Annotated in this window: 14 protein-coding genes; 10 read left to right on the forward strand and 4 right to left on the reverse strand. The window is 72.8% G+C overall.

Annotated elements, in window-relative coordinates; all coding sequences use genetic code 11:
* Positions 1 to 284: 284 nt before the first annotated feature.
* The gene (locus ACRYM2_RS03285; RefSeq protein WP_432519843.1) at positions 285 to 1,250 is read right to left on the reverse strand and encodes a helix-turn-helix domain-containing protein; all 966 of its coding nucleotides are present in this window, start codon (positions 1,248 to 1,250) and stop codon (positions 285 to 287) included.
* Between the two features lie 354 nt (positions 1,251 to 1,604).
* On the opposite strand from ACRYM2_RS03285, the gene ACRYM2_RS03290 reads away from it, so the two are divergent.
* From ACRYM2_RS03290 to ACRYM2_RS03320, 7 genes are all read left to right on the forward strand, one after another.
* A complete protein-coding gene (locus ACRYM2_RS03290) occupies positions 1,605 to 4,394 on the forward strand; it encodes an AAA family ATPase (protein ID WP_432519845.1) in 2,790 nt (929 codons plus the stop codon).
* Positions 4,395 to 4,809: 415 nt separating this feature from the next.
* Entirely contained in the window at positions 4,810 to 5,718 is a 909-nt protein-coding gene (locus ACRYM2_RS03295; protein ID WP_432519847.1) for an alpha/beta fold hydrolase, read from the forward strand.
* A gap of 5 nt (positions 5,719 to 5,723) precedes the next feature.
* On the forward strand, positions 5,724 to 6,635 hold the full coding sequence (locus ACRYM2_RS03300) for an alpha/beta hydrolase (RefSeq protein WP_432519848.1): 912 nt from the start codon (positions 5,724 to 5,726) through the stop codon (positions 6,633 to 6,635).
* A gap of 126 nt (positions 6,636 to 6,761) precedes the next feature.
* Positions 6,762 to 7,586, forward strand: coding sequence for an alpha/beta fold hydrolase (locus ACRYM2_RS03305; RefSeq protein WP_432519849.1), 825 nt, complete (start codon positions 6,762 to 6,764; stop codon positions 7,584 to 7,586).
* Positions 7,587 to 7,838: 252 nt separating this feature from the next.
* Positions 7,839 to 8,660 (forward strand): MBL fold metallo-hydrolase, encoded by an 822-nt coding sequence (locus ACRYM2_RS03310; RefSeq protein WP_432519851.1) that lies wholly within the window; start codon positions 7,839 to 7,841, stop codon positions 8,658 to 8,660.
* Between the two features lie 55 nt (positions 8,661 to 8,715).
* Positions 8,716 to 8,874 (forward strand): hypothetical protein, encoded by a 159-nt coding sequence (locus tag ACRYM2_RS03315; RefSeq protein WP_432519853.1) that lies wholly within the window; start codon positions 8,716 to 8,718, stop codon positions 8,872 to 8,874.
* 607 nt (positions 8,875 to 9,481) lie between these two features.
* Entirely contained in the window at positions 9,482 to 9,940 is a 459-nt protein-coding gene (locus tag ACRYM2_RS03320) for a hypothetical protein (RefSeq protein ID WP_432519854.1), read from the forward strand.
* Positions 9,941 to 10,137: 197 nt separating this feature from the next.
* Here the strand turns inward: ACRYM2_RS03320 and ACRYM2_RS03325 are convergent, their stop codons facing one another.
* Positions 10,138 to 10,563 carry a rhodanese-like domain-containing protein gene (locus tag ACRYM2_RS03325; RefSeq protein WP_432519856.1) on the reverse strand — a complete coding sequence of 142 codons (426 nt, stop codon included), beginning with the start codon at positions 10,561 to 10,563 and terminating at the stop codon, positions 10,138 to 10,140.
* 94 nt (positions 10,564 to 10,657) lie between these two features.
* On the opposite strand from ACRYM2_RS03325, the gene ACRYM2_RS03330 reads away from it, so the two are divergent.
* Both ACRYM2_RS03330 and ACRYM2_RS03335 read left to right on the forward strand, forming a co-directional pair.
* Positions 10,658 to 11,116, forward strand: a complete 459-nt coding sequence (locus tag ACRYM2_RS03330) for an Lrp/AsnC family transcriptional regulator (RefSeq protein ID WP_432519858.1) — start codon at positions 10,658 to 10,660, stop codon at positions 11,114 to 11,116.
* Between the two features lie 45 nt (positions 11,117 to 11,161).
* Positions 11,162 to 11,368, forward strand: a complete 207-nt coding sequence (locus ACRYM2_RS03335) for a hypothetical protein (protein ID WP_432519880.1) — start codon at positions 11,162 to 11,164, stop codon at positions 11,366 to 11,368.
* Between the two features lie 93 nt (positions 11,369 to 11,461).
* Here the strand turns inward: ACRYM2_RS03335 and ACRYM2_RS03340 are convergent, their stop codons facing one another.
* Both ACRYM2_RS03340 and ACRYM2_RS03345 read right to left on the reverse strand, forming a co-directional pair.
* The gene (locus tag ACRYM2_RS03340; protein ID WP_432519859.1) at positions 11,462 to 13,057 is read right to left on the reverse strand and encodes a methyl-accepting chemotaxis protein; all 1,596 of its coding nucleotides are present in this window, start codon (positions 13,055 to 13,057) and stop codon (positions 11,462 to 11,464) included.
* Between the two features lie 104 nt (positions 13,058 to 13,161).
* Positions 13,162 to 15,339: a putative bifunctional diguanylate cyclase/phosphodiesterase gene (locus ACRYM2_RS03345; RefSeq protein ID WP_432519860.1), complete on the reverse strand. Its 2,178-nt coding sequence runs from the start codon at positions 15,337 to 15,339 to the stop codon at positions 13,162 to 13,164.
* 503 nt (positions 15,340 to 15,842) lie between these two features.
* On the opposite strand from ACRYM2_RS03345, the gene ACRYM2_RS03350 reads away from it, so the two are divergent.
* Positions 15,843 to 18,251 (forward strand): diguanylate cyclase domain-containing protein, encoded by a 2,409-nt coding sequence (locus ACRYM2_RS03350; RefSeq protein ID WP_432519861.1) that lies wholly within the window; start codon positions 15,843 to 15,845, stop codon positions 18,249 to 18,251.
* Positions 18,252 to 18,263 lie beyond the last annotated feature (12 nt).

Raw genomic sequence — 18,263 nt, forward strand, 5'->3', positions numbered from 1 at the left:
CCTCGCCGGCCTGCGCTCACGGCGTGCTCCGAGCTCGCAGGAACCTTCCGCGTCTCGATCCCGAGGTGGCCGCGGCGCAGCGCGTGGCCTGCACCGGCGCGATGCCGTTGATCACCCCGCTGATCAGCGGACCTTCGGCGCGGCTGGATCGCCAGCACTCCGACGATGGCCATCGAGCTCGGTCGCCACCATCGTGACCGGCCAGGCCCCACGTGCCTCGGCGCCTTCGGTCCCTGGCTCACACAGCCACCCCGCCGCGCTACCGACAGGTGCTCGCTCCCTGCCTACCTGTCGGTCGACGATGCCACGCAGTGCTGCTGCCACTCGCGCGGAGACATCCCGTAGTGGTCACGGAACCGCCGGGCGAAGTGCCGTGCATCTTTGAACCCCCATGCGGCTGCGACCCGGCCGATGGTCCCCCAGTCGCGGGCGCGGGTTGCCAGATCGTGCCGTGCGCCTTCGAGTCGCCCACGGATGACCCATTCAACCAGTGACTCGTCGTTGCGGGCGAAGGCCGCGTACACGGCGCGGACGGAGACGCCGAACTGTGCTGCCAGTCTGTCGGCGGTGAGGTCGGCGTCGCGCTGATGCTGCTGGATGAAGGTGGTCATGCGCGCGAAGAGGGACTCGTGGAGCGCCTCGCTCGCCGTCTGGTCGGAGGCTTGTGCGACCGAGGCGATGAGGGCCCGCACCAACTCCGTGGTGGAGGTTCCCAGCATCCCCAGCGCAGGCCCGGCGGACAAGGTGTTCACCGCGTCGGGCAGCTCCAGCAGGTGGCGGCGCACCAGGGAGTACAGGGGGCTCCTGGAGATCAGCGGCACGGCTCGGCGCACAGCGTCCACTGACAGGCCGAGGTGGGAGTAGTCGATGGTGATGGCGTGCACCGAGGAGTCGCCGTCGATGAACAGGTCGTACGGTGAGGTGAGGTCGAGCAGTTGCAGCTCTCCGACTCGATCACCGAGCAGGACGTCGCGGTGGTGCAGCATCACCTGGCCGCGCGTGGTGACGGCGACGGAGATGCGCTCGACGGCGTCGGAGGTCAGGTGCCGGCGTGTGCGGGTGATCCGGTGTCCGTGCGAGTCGTGGTAGATGACGTGGGCTCCTGGTCCCAGGTCCCAGCGGGCGATGCGAGAGGAAGCATTCGCAGGCGCCCAGACACGTGCTCTGGGAACCGCGGCCTCCAAGGTGGAACAGACGGCATCAGCCCGCTCGTGCGGGGCGAGGGAATCGGTATCCAGCAGAACAGGCACGGCACTTCCCCCTGAGATCGCTCGAGGCCACGAGGTGAATGGCCAGCGGACCGCGAAAGCTGCTGAGGATCACGGTAGGACGCCGAAGACCGACGTACCAGGGACGGGCACGATCGGTGGGCCGGGCGTCCACGGCGCACGGCTGCACTCACAGACCCCGACTGAGCACTTCCAGCCCCGACTGGTGCACTGTCAGACCTCTATCCTCCGCTCGTGGAGACGGAAGGAGCGACACGCAGGACGTTGACCGAGCCGCCCGCCGTGGATGCGGCTCCTCCTGGGGCACCGGATGCAACGGGTGCTGCAACACCGCCTGCGGCACCGCCTGCAGCACCGGCCCGGCTCCAGCAGTCGGTGCCACTGCAGGGTCGGCAGCTGGAGCTGACGTTGCTCGATGAGGTGCTGGCCAGCGCGGGCGCTGGACAGGGCAGCGCGCTGATCGTGCGCGGCGCGGCAGGCATCGGGAAGTCCTGCCTGCTGCTGGCGGCCCTTCGACGCGCCCAGCGGCGGGGCTTCAGCACGCTGTCCATCGCCGGCGCCGAAGCCGAGGCCGCCTTGCCCTTCGCCGGCTTGCACCAGTTGGTGATGCCGATGGCGGAGCAGGTGCCGCACCTGACCGGCCGGCTGCAGCGCGCCGTGCGCGCCGCCTTCGGCGAGGACGATCACCCCGCCGACGTGTTCACCCTGGGTCTGGCCGTGCTCGAACTGCTGGAGGAACGCGCCACCGCCTGCCCGCTGCTGCTGCTGGTCGAGGACGCGCACTGGCTGGACCCCGAGACGCTGGAGGTGATCGGCTTCGTCTGCCGCCGGCTGCGCGATCAGCCGGTCGTGGTCCTGGCGGCGGTGCGCGAGCAGTACCCCGGTGTCCTGACCACCGGTGGACTCGCGCAGCTGAACCTGCAGCGCCTGGACGACCAGGCATCGCGACGACTGCTGCGGGCCAGCGCTCCGGGGCTGGGCGCCGAACAGCGTGAACGGGTGCTGAACGTGGCAGAGGGCAACCCGTTGGCGCTGGTCGAGCTGCCAGGCTGCCTGCACTCGGCGTCGCCGGCGCACACCGAGGCTCTCGAGGGTCTGCTGCCGGTGAACGAGCGGCTGGTCAACGCCTTCGCCGACCGGCTCGCTCAGCTGCCACCTCCGACGCGGGCAGTGCTGACGGTCTTGGCCGTCGACACGACCTTGCCGCTCACCTCGTTGCTGACCGTGGCCGGCGAGCTCGTCAGGGGGGCCGCACCCCCACCTGTTCTGGACTCACCCGCGTCGACACGGCCCACGGTGGCAGCTCCAGCGCTGGCGGCGGCCGTCGATGCCGGGCTGCTGCTGACGGACGGGCACCGGCTGCGCTTCCGCCACCCGCTGGTGCGCGCGGCGGTGTACTCCGCCGCCAGCATGGTCGAGCGCGTGGTGGTGCACACCGCCGTGGCCGACGTGCTGGCCGACGACCTCGACCGGCGGGCCTGGCACCGGGCCGCGGCCGCTCTGGCCACCGATGAGCAGGTGTCCAGCGAGCTGGGAGCAACCGCAGGCCGTGCGATCCAGCGCGGCGCGCTGGGCGTGGCGGTCAACGCGCTGGAGCGGGCGGCCTCGCTGAGCGAGGACGCGGCCCGGCGCACCTCGCTGCTGCTGCAGGCCGCCGAGATCACCTCGCAGCTCAACGACCGCACCCGGGCGGTGGAACTGGTCTCCCACGCCGACTGGCACAGCATGGACCTGGCCGCGCGGGCGCGCCTGGTGCTGGTGCAGGACATCACCGACCCCGGGGACCTGCACGACGCCGACCGCGTCGGTGACCTGGTGCGGCTGGCCGCGCAGCTGGTCGAGCACGACCTGACCGACCTGGCGGTGGCGGTGTGCTGGCGCGCCGCCTCCCGCTGCTGGTGGGGCGCGGTCCCTGAGAGCAGCGGGCAGGCCGTCGTCGACGTCTTCCGGCGGCTGGGTCTGCACCCCGACGACCCGCGCACCCTGGCCGTCGAGGCCTACGCGCAGTCGCAGACGCTGGGCGCCTCGGTGCTGCAGCGCCTGGCGCACCTGGTGCCGGACCGCTCCGACGTGGACGCGATGCGCTTCCTGGGCGGGGCGGCCCTGGTGCTGGGGGACTTCGTCACCGCCTCCTCCTACATGGCCACCGCTGCGGCCGGCTACCGCGCCCAAGGCAGGGCGGCACTGCTGGCCCGCACGCTGTCCTCGGTCAGCTTCATCCGCCTGTGGCTGGGCGACTGGCCGGCGCTGCGCGCGGGTGCCGAGGAGGCCGCCGCGCTGGCCGAGGAGTCCGCCGACGCCTTCTGGGCGCTGGCCGCTCGCGCCACCCAGGCCCTGCACGAGGCGATGCGGGGGCAGTCGGTGGGCGCGACGGCGCACGCCGAGCGGGTGCTGGCCGACCCGGACGCCACCGGGGTCCACTTCGTCGCCGAAGCCGCCCAGCACACCCGGGGCCTGGCCGCGGCCTTCGCCGGCCGGCACGAGGAGGCCTTCGAGCTGCTGCTGCGCTGCTTCGACCCCACCTCGCCCAACTTCCACCCCGACATGTCCGGGTGGGCGTTGCCGGACCTGGCCGATGCGGCCGCCCGCGCCCGGCGCACCGCAGAGGCCCAGGAGATCGTGGCGCGCTACGAAGCGCGCAGCAAGGCGCTGCCCTCCCCGGCGCTGATCGCCTCGGTGGCCTACGCCCGCACCATCGTGTGCCCCGAGACCGAGCGGGAAGACGCCTTCGCCGCGGCCTTCGCGCTGGACCTGTCGCAGTGGCCGGTGCACCGCGGCCGGCTGCAGCTGGCGTACGGCTCGTGGCTGCGCCGGCGCAAGCGCATCCTGGAGTGCCGGGCCCCGCTGCGCGAGGCCCGCGACACCCTCGAGGCCCTGGGCGCAGGGTGGGCCCCGCTGGCGCGGGAGGAACTGCGGGCCAGCGGCGAGGACAGCGCCGGGCCGCTGCCGCAGGCTCGTGAGCAGCTGACCGCCCAGGAGCTGCAGGTCGCCATACTGGCCGCCGAGGGCCTGAGCAACCGCGAGATCGGCCAGCGGCTGTTCCTGTCGCACCGCACGGTCGGCTCGCACCTGTACCGCCTCTACCCCAAGCTCGGCATCAGCGGACGCGCACACCTGCGCACCGCCATGGCACACCTGCAGCAACCACCCTCCACCTCGGCATGACGCAGACGCCGCGACGTCGACGTCCCGTCCGCCTCCTCCAGCTGCACACCTGAGAGCGCCGCCCCAGCGGCCAGGTGCCCAGAGCGCGACCTCCAGCCGCGCCTGTGCCGCCTACCGTGCGCACGGGCACGACTGCTCGCCCTGCGCCTGCGGGTCCGGGTGCCGAATCCACGTCGCCGCACCACGTCACCCGGCTGCTGACGTACTGACGGAGCAGACCCGCGTCAGCCCTCGACGGCACCTCAGTCATCGAGCCGTGCAGCGCAGCGCCGATGCAGTCAACCGCCCCATACCCGCCGCGCCTGGCCGACGTCACGATGATCACGTTCTCGAGGGCTGGAGCGAGCCGATGCCCACACGATCGACTCTCCGTTCCTCGCTCGATCGATCACCCCACCCACCAGGAGCTGACGTCGTGAACCCCGAACCCCCCACCCCTGGCACCGACCCCGGCACCGACCTCGGTTCCCGAGCGCAGGGCCTCGCCGCCCGCAAGGCTGCCCGCTACGCCCGCCGGCCCGTGCTGGCCGCCGCCTTGGCCGCCCCGCTGGCCGCCCTGGGCGCCGGCACCAGCGCCGCCGCGGCACCTGCGGCGCCGCCGGCGACGGCACCCGGGCGCGGCAAGCCCACCATCGTGCTCGTGCACGGCGCCTTCGCCGACGCCTCCGGCTGGGGCGCGGTCATCCAGCGCCTGCAGCGCCGCGGCTGCACCACCATCGCCCCCGCCAACCCGCTGCGCGGCCTGGCCTCCGACGCCGACTACCTCCGCACCTTCCTCTCCTCCCTCACCGGTCCGATCGTGCTGGTCGGGCACTCCTACGGCGGGGCGGTCATCACCAACGCCGCCACCGGCAACCCCAACGTCAAGGCCCTGGTCTACGCCGCCGCCTACGGCCTGGACCAGGGCGAGAGCGTCGACGCAGCCAACCACCTGGGCGGCGGATCCAGCGACGTGGTGGCCAACCTCGTCCTGCGCCCCTTCCCCGGCAGCGGGACGCAGAACGCCGACGCCTACGTCGACCCCGCCCAGTTCCGGCGCATCTTCGCCGGCGACCTGCCCGAGAAGCAGGTCGCCGTCATGGCCGCCACCCAGCGCCCCGGCGTGCTCTCCTCCCTCGTCGAGCCCTCCGGGGTGCCGGCGTGGAAGAGCATCCCCTCCTCCTACGTCGTGGCCACCCGTGACGGCCTCATCCCGGTGCCGGCGCAGTTCGCGATGGCCGAGCGGATGAAGGCGAAGGTCACCAAGGTGCGCAGCTCGCACGTGGTGATGATGAGCCACCCCGACGAGGTCACCGCCGTCATCTGCGACGCGGCCGGCCGGTGAGCGCCGTGCCCACCGACCCCGCACCGGGCCCCGCATCCGAGGGTCGCACGATCGTCTTCGTCCACGGCCTGTGGCTCAGCTCCGCCTCCTGGGCCAGCTGGCGCACCCGCTTCGAGGCGAAGGGGCACACCACCTCGGCCCCGGAGTGGCCGGGCATGGACATGCCGTTGCCCCAGCTGCGCGAGCGAAGCCGCGGCGCCGACCGTGTCGACGACGTGGGCCTGGCGGACATCGTCGACGCCTACGCCCGCACCATCCGCGCCCTGCCGCAGCAGCCGATCCTCATCGGGCACTCCTTCGGCGGGCTCATCGTGCAGCTGCTGCTGGACCGCGGTCTCGGCTCGGCCGGCGTGGCCATCTCCCCCGCTTCCATCAAGGGCGTCAACCAGCTGCCGCTGAGCACCCTGCGCAGCGGCTGGGCGGTGCTGCGCAGCCCCGCCAACCGCCACCGCACCGTGGCGCTGAGCAGGAGCCAGTGGCACTACGCCTTCGCCAACACCCTCACCCGAGCCGAGTCCGACGAGCTGTGGGAGCAGCACTGGGCCCCGACCCCGGGGCTGCCGCTGTGGCAGGCCGCCACCGCCGCCCTCAGCTCCCACGCCGCCAACGCCGTCGACCTGACCAACAGCGACCGGCCCCCGCTGCTGATCCACGCCAACGGCGCCGACCACACCGTGCCCGCCTCCCTCAGCCGTGCCATCTACGAGGCGCAGGAGAAGACCGGCGCGGTCACCGAGATCCACGAGTTCCCCGGCCGCCCGCACCTGAGCGCCGTCGTCGAGGGCTGGCAGGCCGTCGCCGACGACGCCCTGGCCTGGGCGCTGCGCTTCCCCACCCGACCCCTGTCGGGGCAGCAGCACCTCAACGCGGTCGACAACGCGGTCAACACCGCGGTCAGCAACGCCGTCAACGACTAGGTCGACGGCACGGTCCAGCACAGGGCCAGCAGCAGATCCAGCAACAGGTGCAGCAACAGGTGCAGCAACGGAGCCGACGCCTCCCGGCCCTCGCCGACCTCTCGATGCAACCGGAAGGAACTTCTGATGGGGTTCGTGACCACCTCTGACGGCAACGACATCTTCTTCAAGGACTGGGGCCGGGGCCGCCCCGTCGTCCTGGCCCACGGCTGGCCACTCAACAGCGACAGCTGGGAGGCGCAGCAGTACCAGCTCGCCGACGCCGGCTACCGCGCCATCGCCCACGACCGCCGCGGGCACGGGCGCTCGACCCAGGTCTGGGACGGCAACGACATGGACCACTACGCCGACGACCTCGCCGCGCTCCTGGACACCTTGGACCTGCGCGACGTCACCCTCGTCGGGTTCTCCACCGGCGGTGGGGAGATCAGCCGCTACATCGGCCGGCACGGCACCTCCCGCATCGCCCAGGCCGTCCTGGTCTCCGCCGTGCCGCCACTGATGGTGCAGCGCGAGGACAACCCGAACGGGGTGCCCATCGAGGTCTTCGACGGCCTGCGCGCCGGGTCGCTGGCCGACCGTTCCCAGCTGTACGAGGACCTGGCCGCCGGCCCCTTCTTCGGCGCCAACCGCCCCGGAGTCACCGTCTCCCAGGGCATCCAGGACGCCTTCTGGCGCCAAGGCCTGCAAGCCGGGCACAAGAACGCCTACGACAGCATCAAGGCGTTCTCCGAGACCGACTTCCGCCAGGACCTGGCGGCCTTCGACGTGCCCACCCTGGTCATCCACGGCGACGACGACCAGGTCGTGCCCTTCCCCGTCGGAGGGAAGGCTTCCGCCGCCCTGGTCGAGGACGCCGAGCTGATCGTCTACGAAGGCGCCCCGCACGGCATCACCGACACCCACAAGCAGCAGCTCGGCGACGACCTGCTGCGCTTCCTCAAGGGCTGATCCGCACACTGACCCGCACACTGATCCGCCCGCTGCAGCGGCTCGATCACCACGCCCACCCGGGCTGCGGGGGCCGGGTGCAGCCCGTGCTCCTCGACCGGGGGTGTCGAGGAGCACGGGCTGATCCCCAGGAGCCGGAAGCGAGACAGCGCTCAGTGCCGCCGCCTGACCAGCGGTCAGTCACGGCCGGTACCAGCTACGACCACCACGCACCGGCTAGGGCCAGCACCGGCAGCCCGTGAGGAGCAGTCCGTGAAAGACGTTCGCATCACCCACGTCGGAGGGCCCACCGTGCTGCTGGAGGCGGCCGGCTGGCGCATCCTGACCGATCCCACCTTCGACGTCCCCGGACGGCGCTACTCCTTCGGCTGGGGCACCAGCTCACGCAAGCTCACCGGGCCGGCCATCGCCGCCGAGGACGTCGGCCCCGTCGACGTCGTGCTGCTCAGCCACCACCACCACGCCGACAACCTCGACGACACCGGACGCGGACTGCTGCAGGAGGCCGGCACCGTCATCACCACCGTCCCCGGCGCCCACCGCCTGCAGGGCCGGTGCCGAGGTCTGCGGCCGTGGCAGCAGACCACTCTCACCGCTCCGGCTGGCTCGGCGCGGCAGGACCTGACCATCACCGCCACCCCGTGCCGGCACGGACCGCGCTTCAGCCGTCCCCTCGCCGGCGCCGTCGTCGGTTTCGCCTTGTCGTGGCCCACGCAGGAACACGGCGTGCTGTGGATGAGCGGGGACACCGTCCTCTGCGACGCCGTCCGCGAGGTACCGGCCCGGATGAGCGTCGACACCGTCCTGCTGCACCTGGGCGCCGTCCGCTTCCCGGTGACCGGCCGGGCGCACTACAGCTTCACCGCCACCGAAGCGGTCGAGCTGTGCTCCTTGCTGCGCCCACGCACGATCATCCCCGTGCACTACGAGGGATGGGGCCACTTCCACGAAGGACGAGCCGAGGTCGAGCGCGCCTTCGCGCGCGCCCCTCTGGGGTTGAGCGAACGCTTGCACTGGCTTCCCCTTCCCCCTTCCCGATCGGCCGTCGATCTGAAGACCACGACCAGGGAGTGACCACGGCCGAGACCGCACACGACACCGCACCGGCGCTGCGCCCTCGCCCGTCACGATGGCCGAGCTGCAGCGGCTGAAGGCCACCGTCCTGTTCACCGACGATGACGTCGAGGCGCTGCGCCTGGCCGGCGACGTCCTGGCCGATCAGGTCGAGGCCGTCCTCACGAGGAGGAACTGGTCGAGCGCATGCACCAGGCCTGGTTCGAGTTCGTGACCATGCAGGTCGGTCCGTGGTTGCGCCCCTGCACCACGCCCGAGCAGTGGTGGACCCAGCGACCGCACCGCGCCACCGGGCTGCGACGTACCAGTACCTGTGGCCTTGTGAGCAGGCACGGGGCATCCCTGCAGCACCGGGACCCGGGAGGGAGTCATCGTGGGGATCACCGGATGCACGGCTCGTGGTCACCGGTGGACTGCGCGGCCTCGGCGCCGCCTCCACCGCCGAACTGCTGGCCCGTGGTGTCACCGGGGTCCACGCCACCTCCCGCCGACCACGAGGGGCCGAAGCCGTCCGCGCTGCCCGAGTCGAACCCGTCGTTCTGGACGTCACCGACCTTGGCGGCGCCACCTGGGGTAGGGCTGGTCTGACGGGAGTGAACCCTTGTCGGCAGCGCGGTGAGGTGACTGCGTGAGCCAGGTCACCGCGATCACCGTCACGGCCTTGGTTCCGGGCGGCTGAGAACCGATCCCGTGAGGACCTCGACGAGCCTTCGTCAGCAGCGACCCTCCCCGTGGCTGAGCACCAGCGCCGTGGCGACGATCGCGCCGATGCGTCAAGGACGGAGCGAGGCACGGGCCAGGGCACGCCGGCGGACCTCCGGATGAGCGATGCCGTGCTCGACGAGGGCGCGCTCGGCGTTGACGCAGGAGCTCCACCCGCGAGTACCACGATCGAGGACCTGCCCTCCCCGAGCAGGACCACAGACGACCTGGAGGATCCCGCCGTGGTGCTCGTGCTCGCCGGAACACCACCGATCCGACCTCGCCCCGCTGTCGTGGACTCGATCGGTGGGGATGAGCGTTCCGTCCAGCAGCACGTGCTCACGTCCCTCCGTGCGTACCGCCGCGATGACGTCGGCCAGGTCGGGGGGCTGGGCGGCGACGACGTCGAGAGCCCCGTGCAGGGAGCGGTAGCCCGTCGAGAGGCTGACGCCGGCATCCACGGCGAGGTCAGCAACTGCGCTCCGGTGGCGCATGAACCGCAGCAGGAGAACGGCTTGGGCGAAGCACCCCAGCGCCCGCCGGCCCCGCCGCGTCCGGATCGACGCGCGGTGTGCTGACAGTACCCGCGCGATGCGTGGCGCCAGCGATCGGGGGAGGTCGAGGGTGGCTCGGTAGGCGATCATCGGACCCCAGGGTCGGGACGGCTCCTCGCGTGCAGTCGCCGTTCTGCCACTGCACCCGCCCCGGTCCTGGACATCGAGCATCGTCGACCGCTGCGGTGATCAACCGGTTTCCGAACCGGTGCCGGCGACCCTCACAGCACCTGGACCGGAGCGACGAGGTCGTCCGGGGCCCGCCGCGACCGCCCAGCGTCGGTGATGACCGCCAACCCTTCACGGGCCCAGTACTCGAAGCCACCGATCAGCTCCTGCACCCGGGTGTAGCCCATCGAGGCCAGGGTGAAGGCGGCCTTGGTGGAGCCGTTGCAGCCCGGGCCCCAGCAGTAGACGACGATCGGGGCGTCCAGGTCCGGTGCCAGGTCCGCGATGCCGTCGCGCACCTGCGGGCCGGGCAGGTGCACCGCGCCGGGGATGCGGCCCTGGTTCCACCCCGCTGCGGAGCGCACGTCGAGCACCAGCGGCGCCGCACCGGCGGCGCGGGCTGCTGCGAGGTCGGACGGGTCGGTCTGGTGGGCCAGTTCGGCGGCGAAGAAGTCCACCGCGGGGATCGAGGTCGGCATGCCCACCATCGAACCCGACCGAGGTCGGACGCACCAGGCGTCATCCACGGCTCAGACGCAGTCCAGCCGTCGATCCGCTGGTACTTTCCCCATCATGGCGATCAAACCCCGGCCGGCCCTCGATGCGACCGACCACAGCATCCTGGAGCAGCTGCAACGGGACGGCCGGATCAGCGTCGCCGACCTGGCCCGCGCGATCAACCTCTCCGCCAGCGCCACCGCCGACCGGCTGCGACGCCTCACCGACACCGGCGTCATCACCGGCTACAGCGCCACCCTGGACCCCGAGGCGCTGGGCTACACCGTGACGGCGTTCGTGCGCTTGGCCTACCCCACGGGCAACTACAAGCCGTTCCACGACCTGCTCGACGTCACCCCTGAGGTCATCGAAGCCCACCACGTCACCGGTGACGACTGCTTCGTCCTGAAGGTCCTGGCCCGGTCCATGCGCGACCTGGAGCGCATCACCGGCAAGCTGGCGACCCTGGGTGGCATCACCACCAGCGTCGTCTACTCCAGCCCACTCCCGCACCGACGCCTCGACCCCGCGTAGGTACCGCGACGCCTGCGTCGGACCCGCCCTGCTGACAAGAGCTTCCTGCACCTCCTCGAAGGCGAACACCCCTCGGGCACCCGCCCACGCGGTGCCATCGAGGCAGCACGCGCCTGGGCCGACGGCAGCGTGCAGGTGCTGGACGCCCGAGCACCACCTCAGCGCGAGCGGCTCCCGGAGCGGACCCGGGCGTTGGTGCTCGAGGGCCGGGTCAGGCGCGACGCGATCTGCTGGTCCGCCTTCGACGACTGACGAGACCTCGCGCTCGTGGCGCGAGGTGCGGGGCTGCGGGCTCTCGTGCGGGTGCCGTCGTGGTGGCGCTGACCGCCGCGGTGCTCTCGTCGCTCAGGCGCGCGGCAGGGTGAAGGAGGCCACCAGCTCGTTCAGCTCCGCCGCCGCCGCCGCGACCTCACCGGCCGTGGCAGCGGTCTGGTGGGCGCTGGTGGTGGTGTCCTCGGCTGCCGCGGCGATCCCGGAGATGTTCGAGGTGATCTCCTGCGAGCCCGTCGACACCTCGGTGACGTTGCGCACCATCTCCGAGGTGGTCGCGCTCTGCTCCTCCACCGCCGCCGCGATCGTCGCCTGCAACCCGTCGATGCGCGCGATCACCTCGGTGATCTCGCTGATCGCCCCCGCCGCCGAGGCCGCGTCGGTCTGGGTGGCCGCCACCCGGCCCACGATCTCCTCGGTGGCCCGCGCGGTCTGCTGCGCCAGCTCCTTGACCTCCCCCGCGACGACCGCGAAGCCCTTGCCCATCTCCCCCGCCCGCGCGGCCTCGATGGTGGCGTTCAGCGCCAGCAGGTTGGTCTGCTCGGCGATGGAGGTGATCAGCTTGACGACGTCGCCGATCTCCCGGGAGGAGGCGGACAACCGCTCGATGGTGGTCGAGGCGTCCCCGGCGCTGGAGACGGCTGCGGAGGCGACCTGGGAGGCCTCTGCGGTCGAGGAGGCGATCTCGCGGATCGCGGAGGTCATCTCCTCACCGGCAGCGGCCACGGTGGAGATGGAGGCGCTGATCTGCTCGGTGGCCGCCGAGACCACCTGCGACTGCGAAGCGGACTGCACCGCACCGGAGGACAGCTGGGTGGCCACCGCGGTCAGCTCCTCGGAGGAGGTGGCCAGGGTGGTCGAGGCGCCGGCGATGCGGCGCATCGTGGCGGTCAAGGTGTCCATGGTGGCGTCCACCGCGCCGGCCAGCTGACCGACCTCGTCCTCGGTGCTGATGCCCACCCGCTGGTCCAGGCGGCCGGCGGCCAGGCCCTGCACCACGGTGAGGGTCTTGGCCAGGGGACGGGCGATGGAGCGCGAGATCACGACCGCGTCCACCACCGCGAAGACGATGGCCAGGGCGCCGATGAGCAGCAGCAGCACCACCGCGGCGCGCGAGTCGGAGGCACCTTCCGCGGACATCTCCAACGCCGCCTGCACTTCAGCGTCGGCGATGGCGTCGAGCTGCTGCAGGTACTCCTCGGTGAGCGGCAGGGTGGTGGAGTCGCGGTAGGCGATGAAGCCGGCGACGTCGTTGGCCCGGGCCAGGGCGATCAGCCGCTCACGGGCCGTGCGGTACTCCTCGAGGATCCCGACCAGCTCGTCGCGCTGGTCCTGGCTGCTGTGCGGGTGCGTGTCCAGGTACGCCTGCCACGCCTGGTCGTAGGCGTCGTCGTCGGCGGCCAGGGTGGCCAGGGCCTTCTCGGTGCCGGCCGCGTCCGGCGTCAGGGCGGCGTTGGAGACGTCCTGACGCAGCTGCAGGTAGGCGGTCCTGACGTCACCGACGGCCTGCATCGAGCGCATGCCGTTGCCGGTCAGCGTCTCGAGGTTGGCCTGCGAGAACTGCAGGCGCTGGATGCCCACTGCGACCACGACGGCCAGCAGCAGGCACACCACGCCGAAACCGGCGAACAGCTTGGTGGCGACCTTCAGGTCGCGGAGTCGAGTGAGCACCCTGCTCCATCGGCGCCTGCCTGCGGGCGCTTGACACCGGCGTGGCAGCTGCACCACCCCGTCCCGGCAACCGGCGGGAGTGCTGACGCGGCGGTCGGACGGCGTCAGGGTGCGCCGACGGCAGCTGCCGCCTCCCGGTCGAGGAGCGCCTCGGCGGCAGCGCTGGTCAACGGTCGCGCGAAGAAGTACCCCTGTCCCGACGGGCAGCCCAGCTCGGTGAGCCGGGAGACCTGCTCGGGCAGCTCGATGCCCTCGGCGATCACCTGCAGGCCCAGGGTCCTGCCCAGCTGGACGATCGCCGCGGTGACGGCGCGGTCCTCCTGGCGGGTGTGGACGTCGTCGATGAAGGACTTGTCGACCTTCAGGACGTCCAGGGGGAAGCGGCGCAGGTAGCTCAGCGGGGAGTAGCCCGTGCCGAAGTCGTCCACCGCGATCCGCACCCCCAGCTCCCTCAGCTGCTGCAGCTTGCCGATGGTGCCCGCGCCGTCATGCACCAGCAGGGACTCGGTGATCTCCAGCGTCAGGGTGCCCGCCCGCACCCCGGAGGCCTGCACGGCGGCTGCGACACCGCGCACCAGGTCCACGTCCTGGAACTGGCGCGCCGAGACGTTGACGCTCACCTGCAGCGCGCGGCCGGGGTGACGCCGCTGCCAGCGGGCGGCCTGGCGGCAGGCCTCGACGACGACCCAGCCGCCGATCGGGACGATCAGGCCGTCCTGCTCGGCCAGCGCGATGAAGTCGCCGGGAGGCACGAGACCCCGCTGGGGGTGCTGCCAGCGCAGCAGCGCCTCGAAACCCGTCGTGCGGCCGGAGGCGATGTCGACGATCGGCTGGTAGTGCAGCGCGAACTCCCGCCGGTCCAGGGCCTGGTGCAGGTCGGCGCGCAGTTGCTCGCGCTGCAGCTGCGCGGCGTGGTGGTGCGGCTGGAAGACCTCGCAACGGCCCTTGCCGCTGTTCTTGGCCGCGTACATGGCCACGTCGGCTGCGCGCAGCACACCGATGGAGGCGCCGGCGCAGGTGGCGGAGCTGGCCACGCCGATGCTGACACCGGTGCGGACCGGACGCCCGCCCACGCTGACCGGCTCCGCCAGTGCGCTCAGGATGCGCTCGGCCAGCCGGCCGGCCAGCGCCGCGCTGTCGCCGCCGGTGAGCAGGATCGCGAACTCGTCACCGGACAGCCGCGCGAAGGTGGCGGCAGCGGGCACGCAGGAGCTGATGCGCGCCGTCACCTGGCGCAGCAGCGCATCACCGCCTTCGTGGCCGAGGTCGTCGTTGACGGCCTTGAGGTTGTCCAGGTCGCAGAAGAGCACCGCCAGCTCGGCGTCCGTCCCGGCTGACGCTCCCCCACCGGCTCGTTCGGCGGCCCGCTCGGCGGCCTGCAGGCGGTCCATGAACAGCGCCCGGTTGGGCAGACCGGTCAGCGGGTCCTCGAAGGCCTGTGCGTGCAGCCGTTCCTGCAGCTGCACGCGCTCGCTGACGTCGCGGGTGGTCAGCACGACGCCGGCGACCGCCGGGTCGTGCAGCAGGTTGCTGGCGACGGTCTCCATCCAGCGCCAGGCGCCGCCGGCGTGCCGCACGCGGGCCAGCACCGAGGCACCGTGGGCGCTGTGGACGCCGGCGCCGGCGATCGCCTCCAGGTAGGCGTGGACACCGGCGCGGTCGTCGGGGTGCAGCAGGTCCTCCAGGTGGCTGCCGACCAGCGCGGCGGGCGAGTAGCCGAGGATGCCCTCCACGGAGGGCGTCTGGTAGGAGATCCGGCCTGCGGCGTCGACGACGGTGATGACGTCGGAGGCGTTGCGGACCAGGGAACGGAAGTGCTCCCCGGCCTCCAGCGCGTCCAGCAGCGCGTTGAAGGCCGTCGCGGTGTGGCCCAGCTGGTCGTCGGAGTCGACCTCCAGGCGCCCGCTGGTGGCGGCCGACCACTGCCCGCCGCCACCGGCGCGGGCGATCGCCTCGGCCACCGCCCGCAGGTGCGTGCTCAGCCTGGCCAGCCGGCGGCCCACCACCGCGCGGCACAGGGCGTGGTTCACCGCCCCCACCAGGAAACCCGCCACCAGGCAGGCCACCTGGAACGCGGGCCGGTCGGCGTAGCGGGCCGGCACCCCCAGCTGCTGGGCGAAGGGCGGGAAGACCACCCCGACGGCCAGCCCCAGCCCGACCATGTACACGGCCAGGTCCCAGAAGACCTTCCGCGTCAGCCGCAGCCCGCGCCGGCCACCGCTCGCGCCGCCGTCACCGCTGCCGGGCGCGGATCGCGCACCTGGTCGCGCCGCTGTGTCCACCCCGCCCCATCGTCGCCGGCGGCCGGTTCCTGCACCCCGACGCCCCGATCGGCGCAAGGACCCCACCCGTGCAGCTGGAGGAGGGCGAGCTGCGCCCACCCGGCGCCGCGCCGGGTCAGCGGCGAGGAGCGGTGCCGGTCGCGCCCGTCGGGCGATCCACCTGGTTGAGGCTTCAGCTTCCCGGAGGCGATGACGAGGGCTGCATGGTTGCCTGCGGACACCGGGCGACCACGACGACCGGCCTGCCCCTGGACGTGCAGCGGGCAGCACCAGGCCGAGCTCTCGACGAAGTGGTGGTGGCCGGTGGCGATCCGCGACAGGCGTCCTCGACGACGAGGACCGCCGGTGGCGCGGGGAGCGGGGGCGAGCACCCGCGCGGTGACCGCCGTCCTGGCAGGTGCGGCTGCGCTCGTCGGGGTGCTCGCCGCGTGCGGGGTGCAGGTGGCCTGGGAGCTCCAGCACGCCGCCCGCGGCGTCGGCGGGCACCCGGTGGTGGCACACCGGTGCTCAAGGCAGCCGTGCCCACCTGCCGAGAGGGTGTCGTGGCGCACAGCGGAACAGGGATCGAGCAGGTCGGCTCGCAGGAACTCCTCCTCCTCGACCGGATCCTGGCCGAGCGCTCGGTCCGCTCGGTCTACCAGCCGCTGGTGGACCTGGACACCGGTGCCGTGGTGGCCTACGAGGCCCTGGCCCGCGGACCGCAGGGCTCGGCGCTGGAGCGTCCCGACCTGCTCTTCGCCGCCGCCCGGCGCGCGCGGCGGCTGACGGACCTGGACGTCGCCTGCCGCGCGGCAGCCCTCAACGGCGCCCGCGAGGCCGCGCTGGCCCCGCCGTACCGGTTGTTCATCAACGCCGAGCCGGAGGCGCTGGACGGCTGGCGTCCCGACGCACCTGCTGGGCGGGCCACCGGTCAGCCGGGTGGCGACGAGGACCTGGTGGAGGGCGTGCCGGTGACGGTGGTGGTGGAACTGACCGAGCGGGCCCTGGCCGCCCGCCCCGCGCAGCTGCTGCAGACCGTCGCCAGGATCCGCTCCTACGGCTGGGGCGTCGCCCTCGACGACGTCGGCGCCGACCCCTCCTCGCTGGCGCTGCTGCCGATGCTGCGCCCGGACGTCATCAAGCTGGACCTGCGCCTGGTGCAGCAGCACACCACCCCCGACATCGCCGCCATCATGAACGCCGTGCACGCCGAGGCCGAACGCTCGGGCACCCTGGTGCTGGCCGAGGGGCTGGAGACGGCCGAGCACGTGCAGACCGCCCGCGCCTTCGGCGCCACCCTGGGGCAGGGCTGGTACTTCGGGCGCCCAGGCCCGCTGCCGCAGCCGCTGCCGGCCTTCACGGGCACTCCCGTGCACATCGTCCCGCGCGGGGACCAGCTCAGCGAGCGCACCCCCTTCGAGCTCGCCGCCGCCGCTCGCGCACCGCGGGCGGCGGTCAAACCGCTGCTGGTGGAGATCAGCAAGCAGCTGGAGGCCCAGGCCCGCAGCGCCGGCGAATCGGCGCTGGTGCTCGCCGCCTTCCAGCACGCCCGCTTCTTCACCCCCACCACGCGCCGCCGCTACGCCGAGCTGGCCACCTCGGCCGCCTTCGTCGGCGCCCTGGGTGAGGACATGCCCGCCGAGCCGCTGCCCGGTGTGCGCGGTGCCGTGCTGGCCGGCGGGGACCCGCTGCGCGGGGAGTGGGACATCGCCGTCCTCGGCCCGCACTTCGCCGCCACCCTTGTCGCCCGGGACCTGGGCGACCGCGGTCCCGACGACCAGCGGCGCTTCGAGTTCGTGCTCTCGCACGACCGGGAGCTGACCATCGCGGTCGCGCACGCGCTGATGTCCAGGGTCTGGCCCGAACCGAAGACGATCGACCTGCCGGCGCTGCCCGGCCCGGCACCGGTGCTGCTGCCCCACCCGCGGGTCTGCGCCGGCGCCGCTGGTCCGTCGTCGTCGCCCGCCTCGTCACCCGTCTCGTCGCCCGTCCCGTCACCCGACTCGCTGCCCGCCCCGCTGCCCGCCGACCTGCCGGAGGGCTTGCTGCAGCGGGCGGTCTCCGCGGTCACCACGGGCTTGACGATCAGCGACGTGCGCGATCCCGACCAGCCGCTGGTGTGGGTCAACGAAGCGTTCCTGCAGCTGTCCGGGCGCACCCGCGAGCAGGTCCTGGGCCGCAACTGCCGCCTGCTGCAGGGCCCGGGCACCGACCCGGTGGCCATCGCCGAACTGGGCGCGGCCATCGCCGCCGGGCGCCAGGTGCGCACCCGGCTGCGCAACTACCGCGCCGACGGAACCCCGTGGTGGAACGAGCTGACCCTGTCCCCGGTGCACGACGCCGGCGGGACGCTGACGCACTACATCGGCGTGCAGAACGACGTCACCGCCCAGGTGGAGGCGGAGGAGAACGTGCTGCACCTGGCCTACCACGACCCGCTGACGCGCCTGGCCAACCGCGCCCGCCTGGACGACGCGCTGCGCACCGCGCTGCGCCGGCGCGAACGCACCGGCACCAGGACCGCGCTGCTGTTCATCGACCTGGACGACTTCAAGCTCGTCAACGACCGCCACGGGCACAGCGTCGGCGACGCACTGCTGCGCCAGATCGCCGCGCGGCTGCGCACGGTGGTGCGCGCCGACGACCTGCTGGCGCGCCAGGGCGGGGACGAGTTCCTGCTGCTGCTCAGCGACCTGCCCGCCGAAGCGGCGGAGCGCATCGCCACCCGCACCGCGGAGCAGGTCCAGCACGCCCTGCGGCACCCCTTCGAGGTGGACGGCATCAGCGTCCAGGCGGCCGCCAGCATCGGCATCAGCATCGACCCCGGCACCGCGCTGCACGCCGACGAGCTGCTGCGCCACGCGGATGCGGCGATGTACACCGCCAAGCGCGGCGGCGGGCGCCGCCACCACCTCTCCGCCGCGGCCGGCTGACGCCGTGCCCGG

It is taken from the genome of Kineococcus aridisoli (assembly GCF_050871885.1).
Taxonomy (GTDB): Bacteria; Actinomycetota; Actinomycetes; order Actinomycetales; family Kineococcaceae; genus Kineococcus.

Excerpts from the sequence above, each read along its gene's own strand:
- ACRYM2_RS03330 (WP_432519858.1), top strand. The coding sequence starts at position 10,658 with ATGGCGATCAAACCCCGGCCGGCCCTCGATGCGACCGACCACAGCATC.
- ACRYM2_RS03315 (WP_432519853.1), top strand. The coding sequence starts at position 8,716 with ATGGCCGAGCTGCAGCGGCTGAAGGCCACCGTCCTGTTCACCGACGAT.
- ACRYM2_RS03325 (WP_432519856.1), bottom strand. The coding sequence starts at position 10,563 with ATGCCGACCTCGATCCCCGCGGTGGACTTCTTCGCCGCCGAACTGGCC.
- ACRYM2_RS03305 (WP_432519849.1), top strand. The coding sequence starts at position 6,762 with ATGGGGTTCGTGACCACCTCTGACGGCAACGACATCTTCTTCAAGGAC.
- ACRYM2_RS03320 (WP_432519854.1), top strand. The coding sequence starts at position 9,482 with ATGAGCGATGCCGTGCTCGACGAGGGCGCGCTCGGCGTTGACGCAGGA.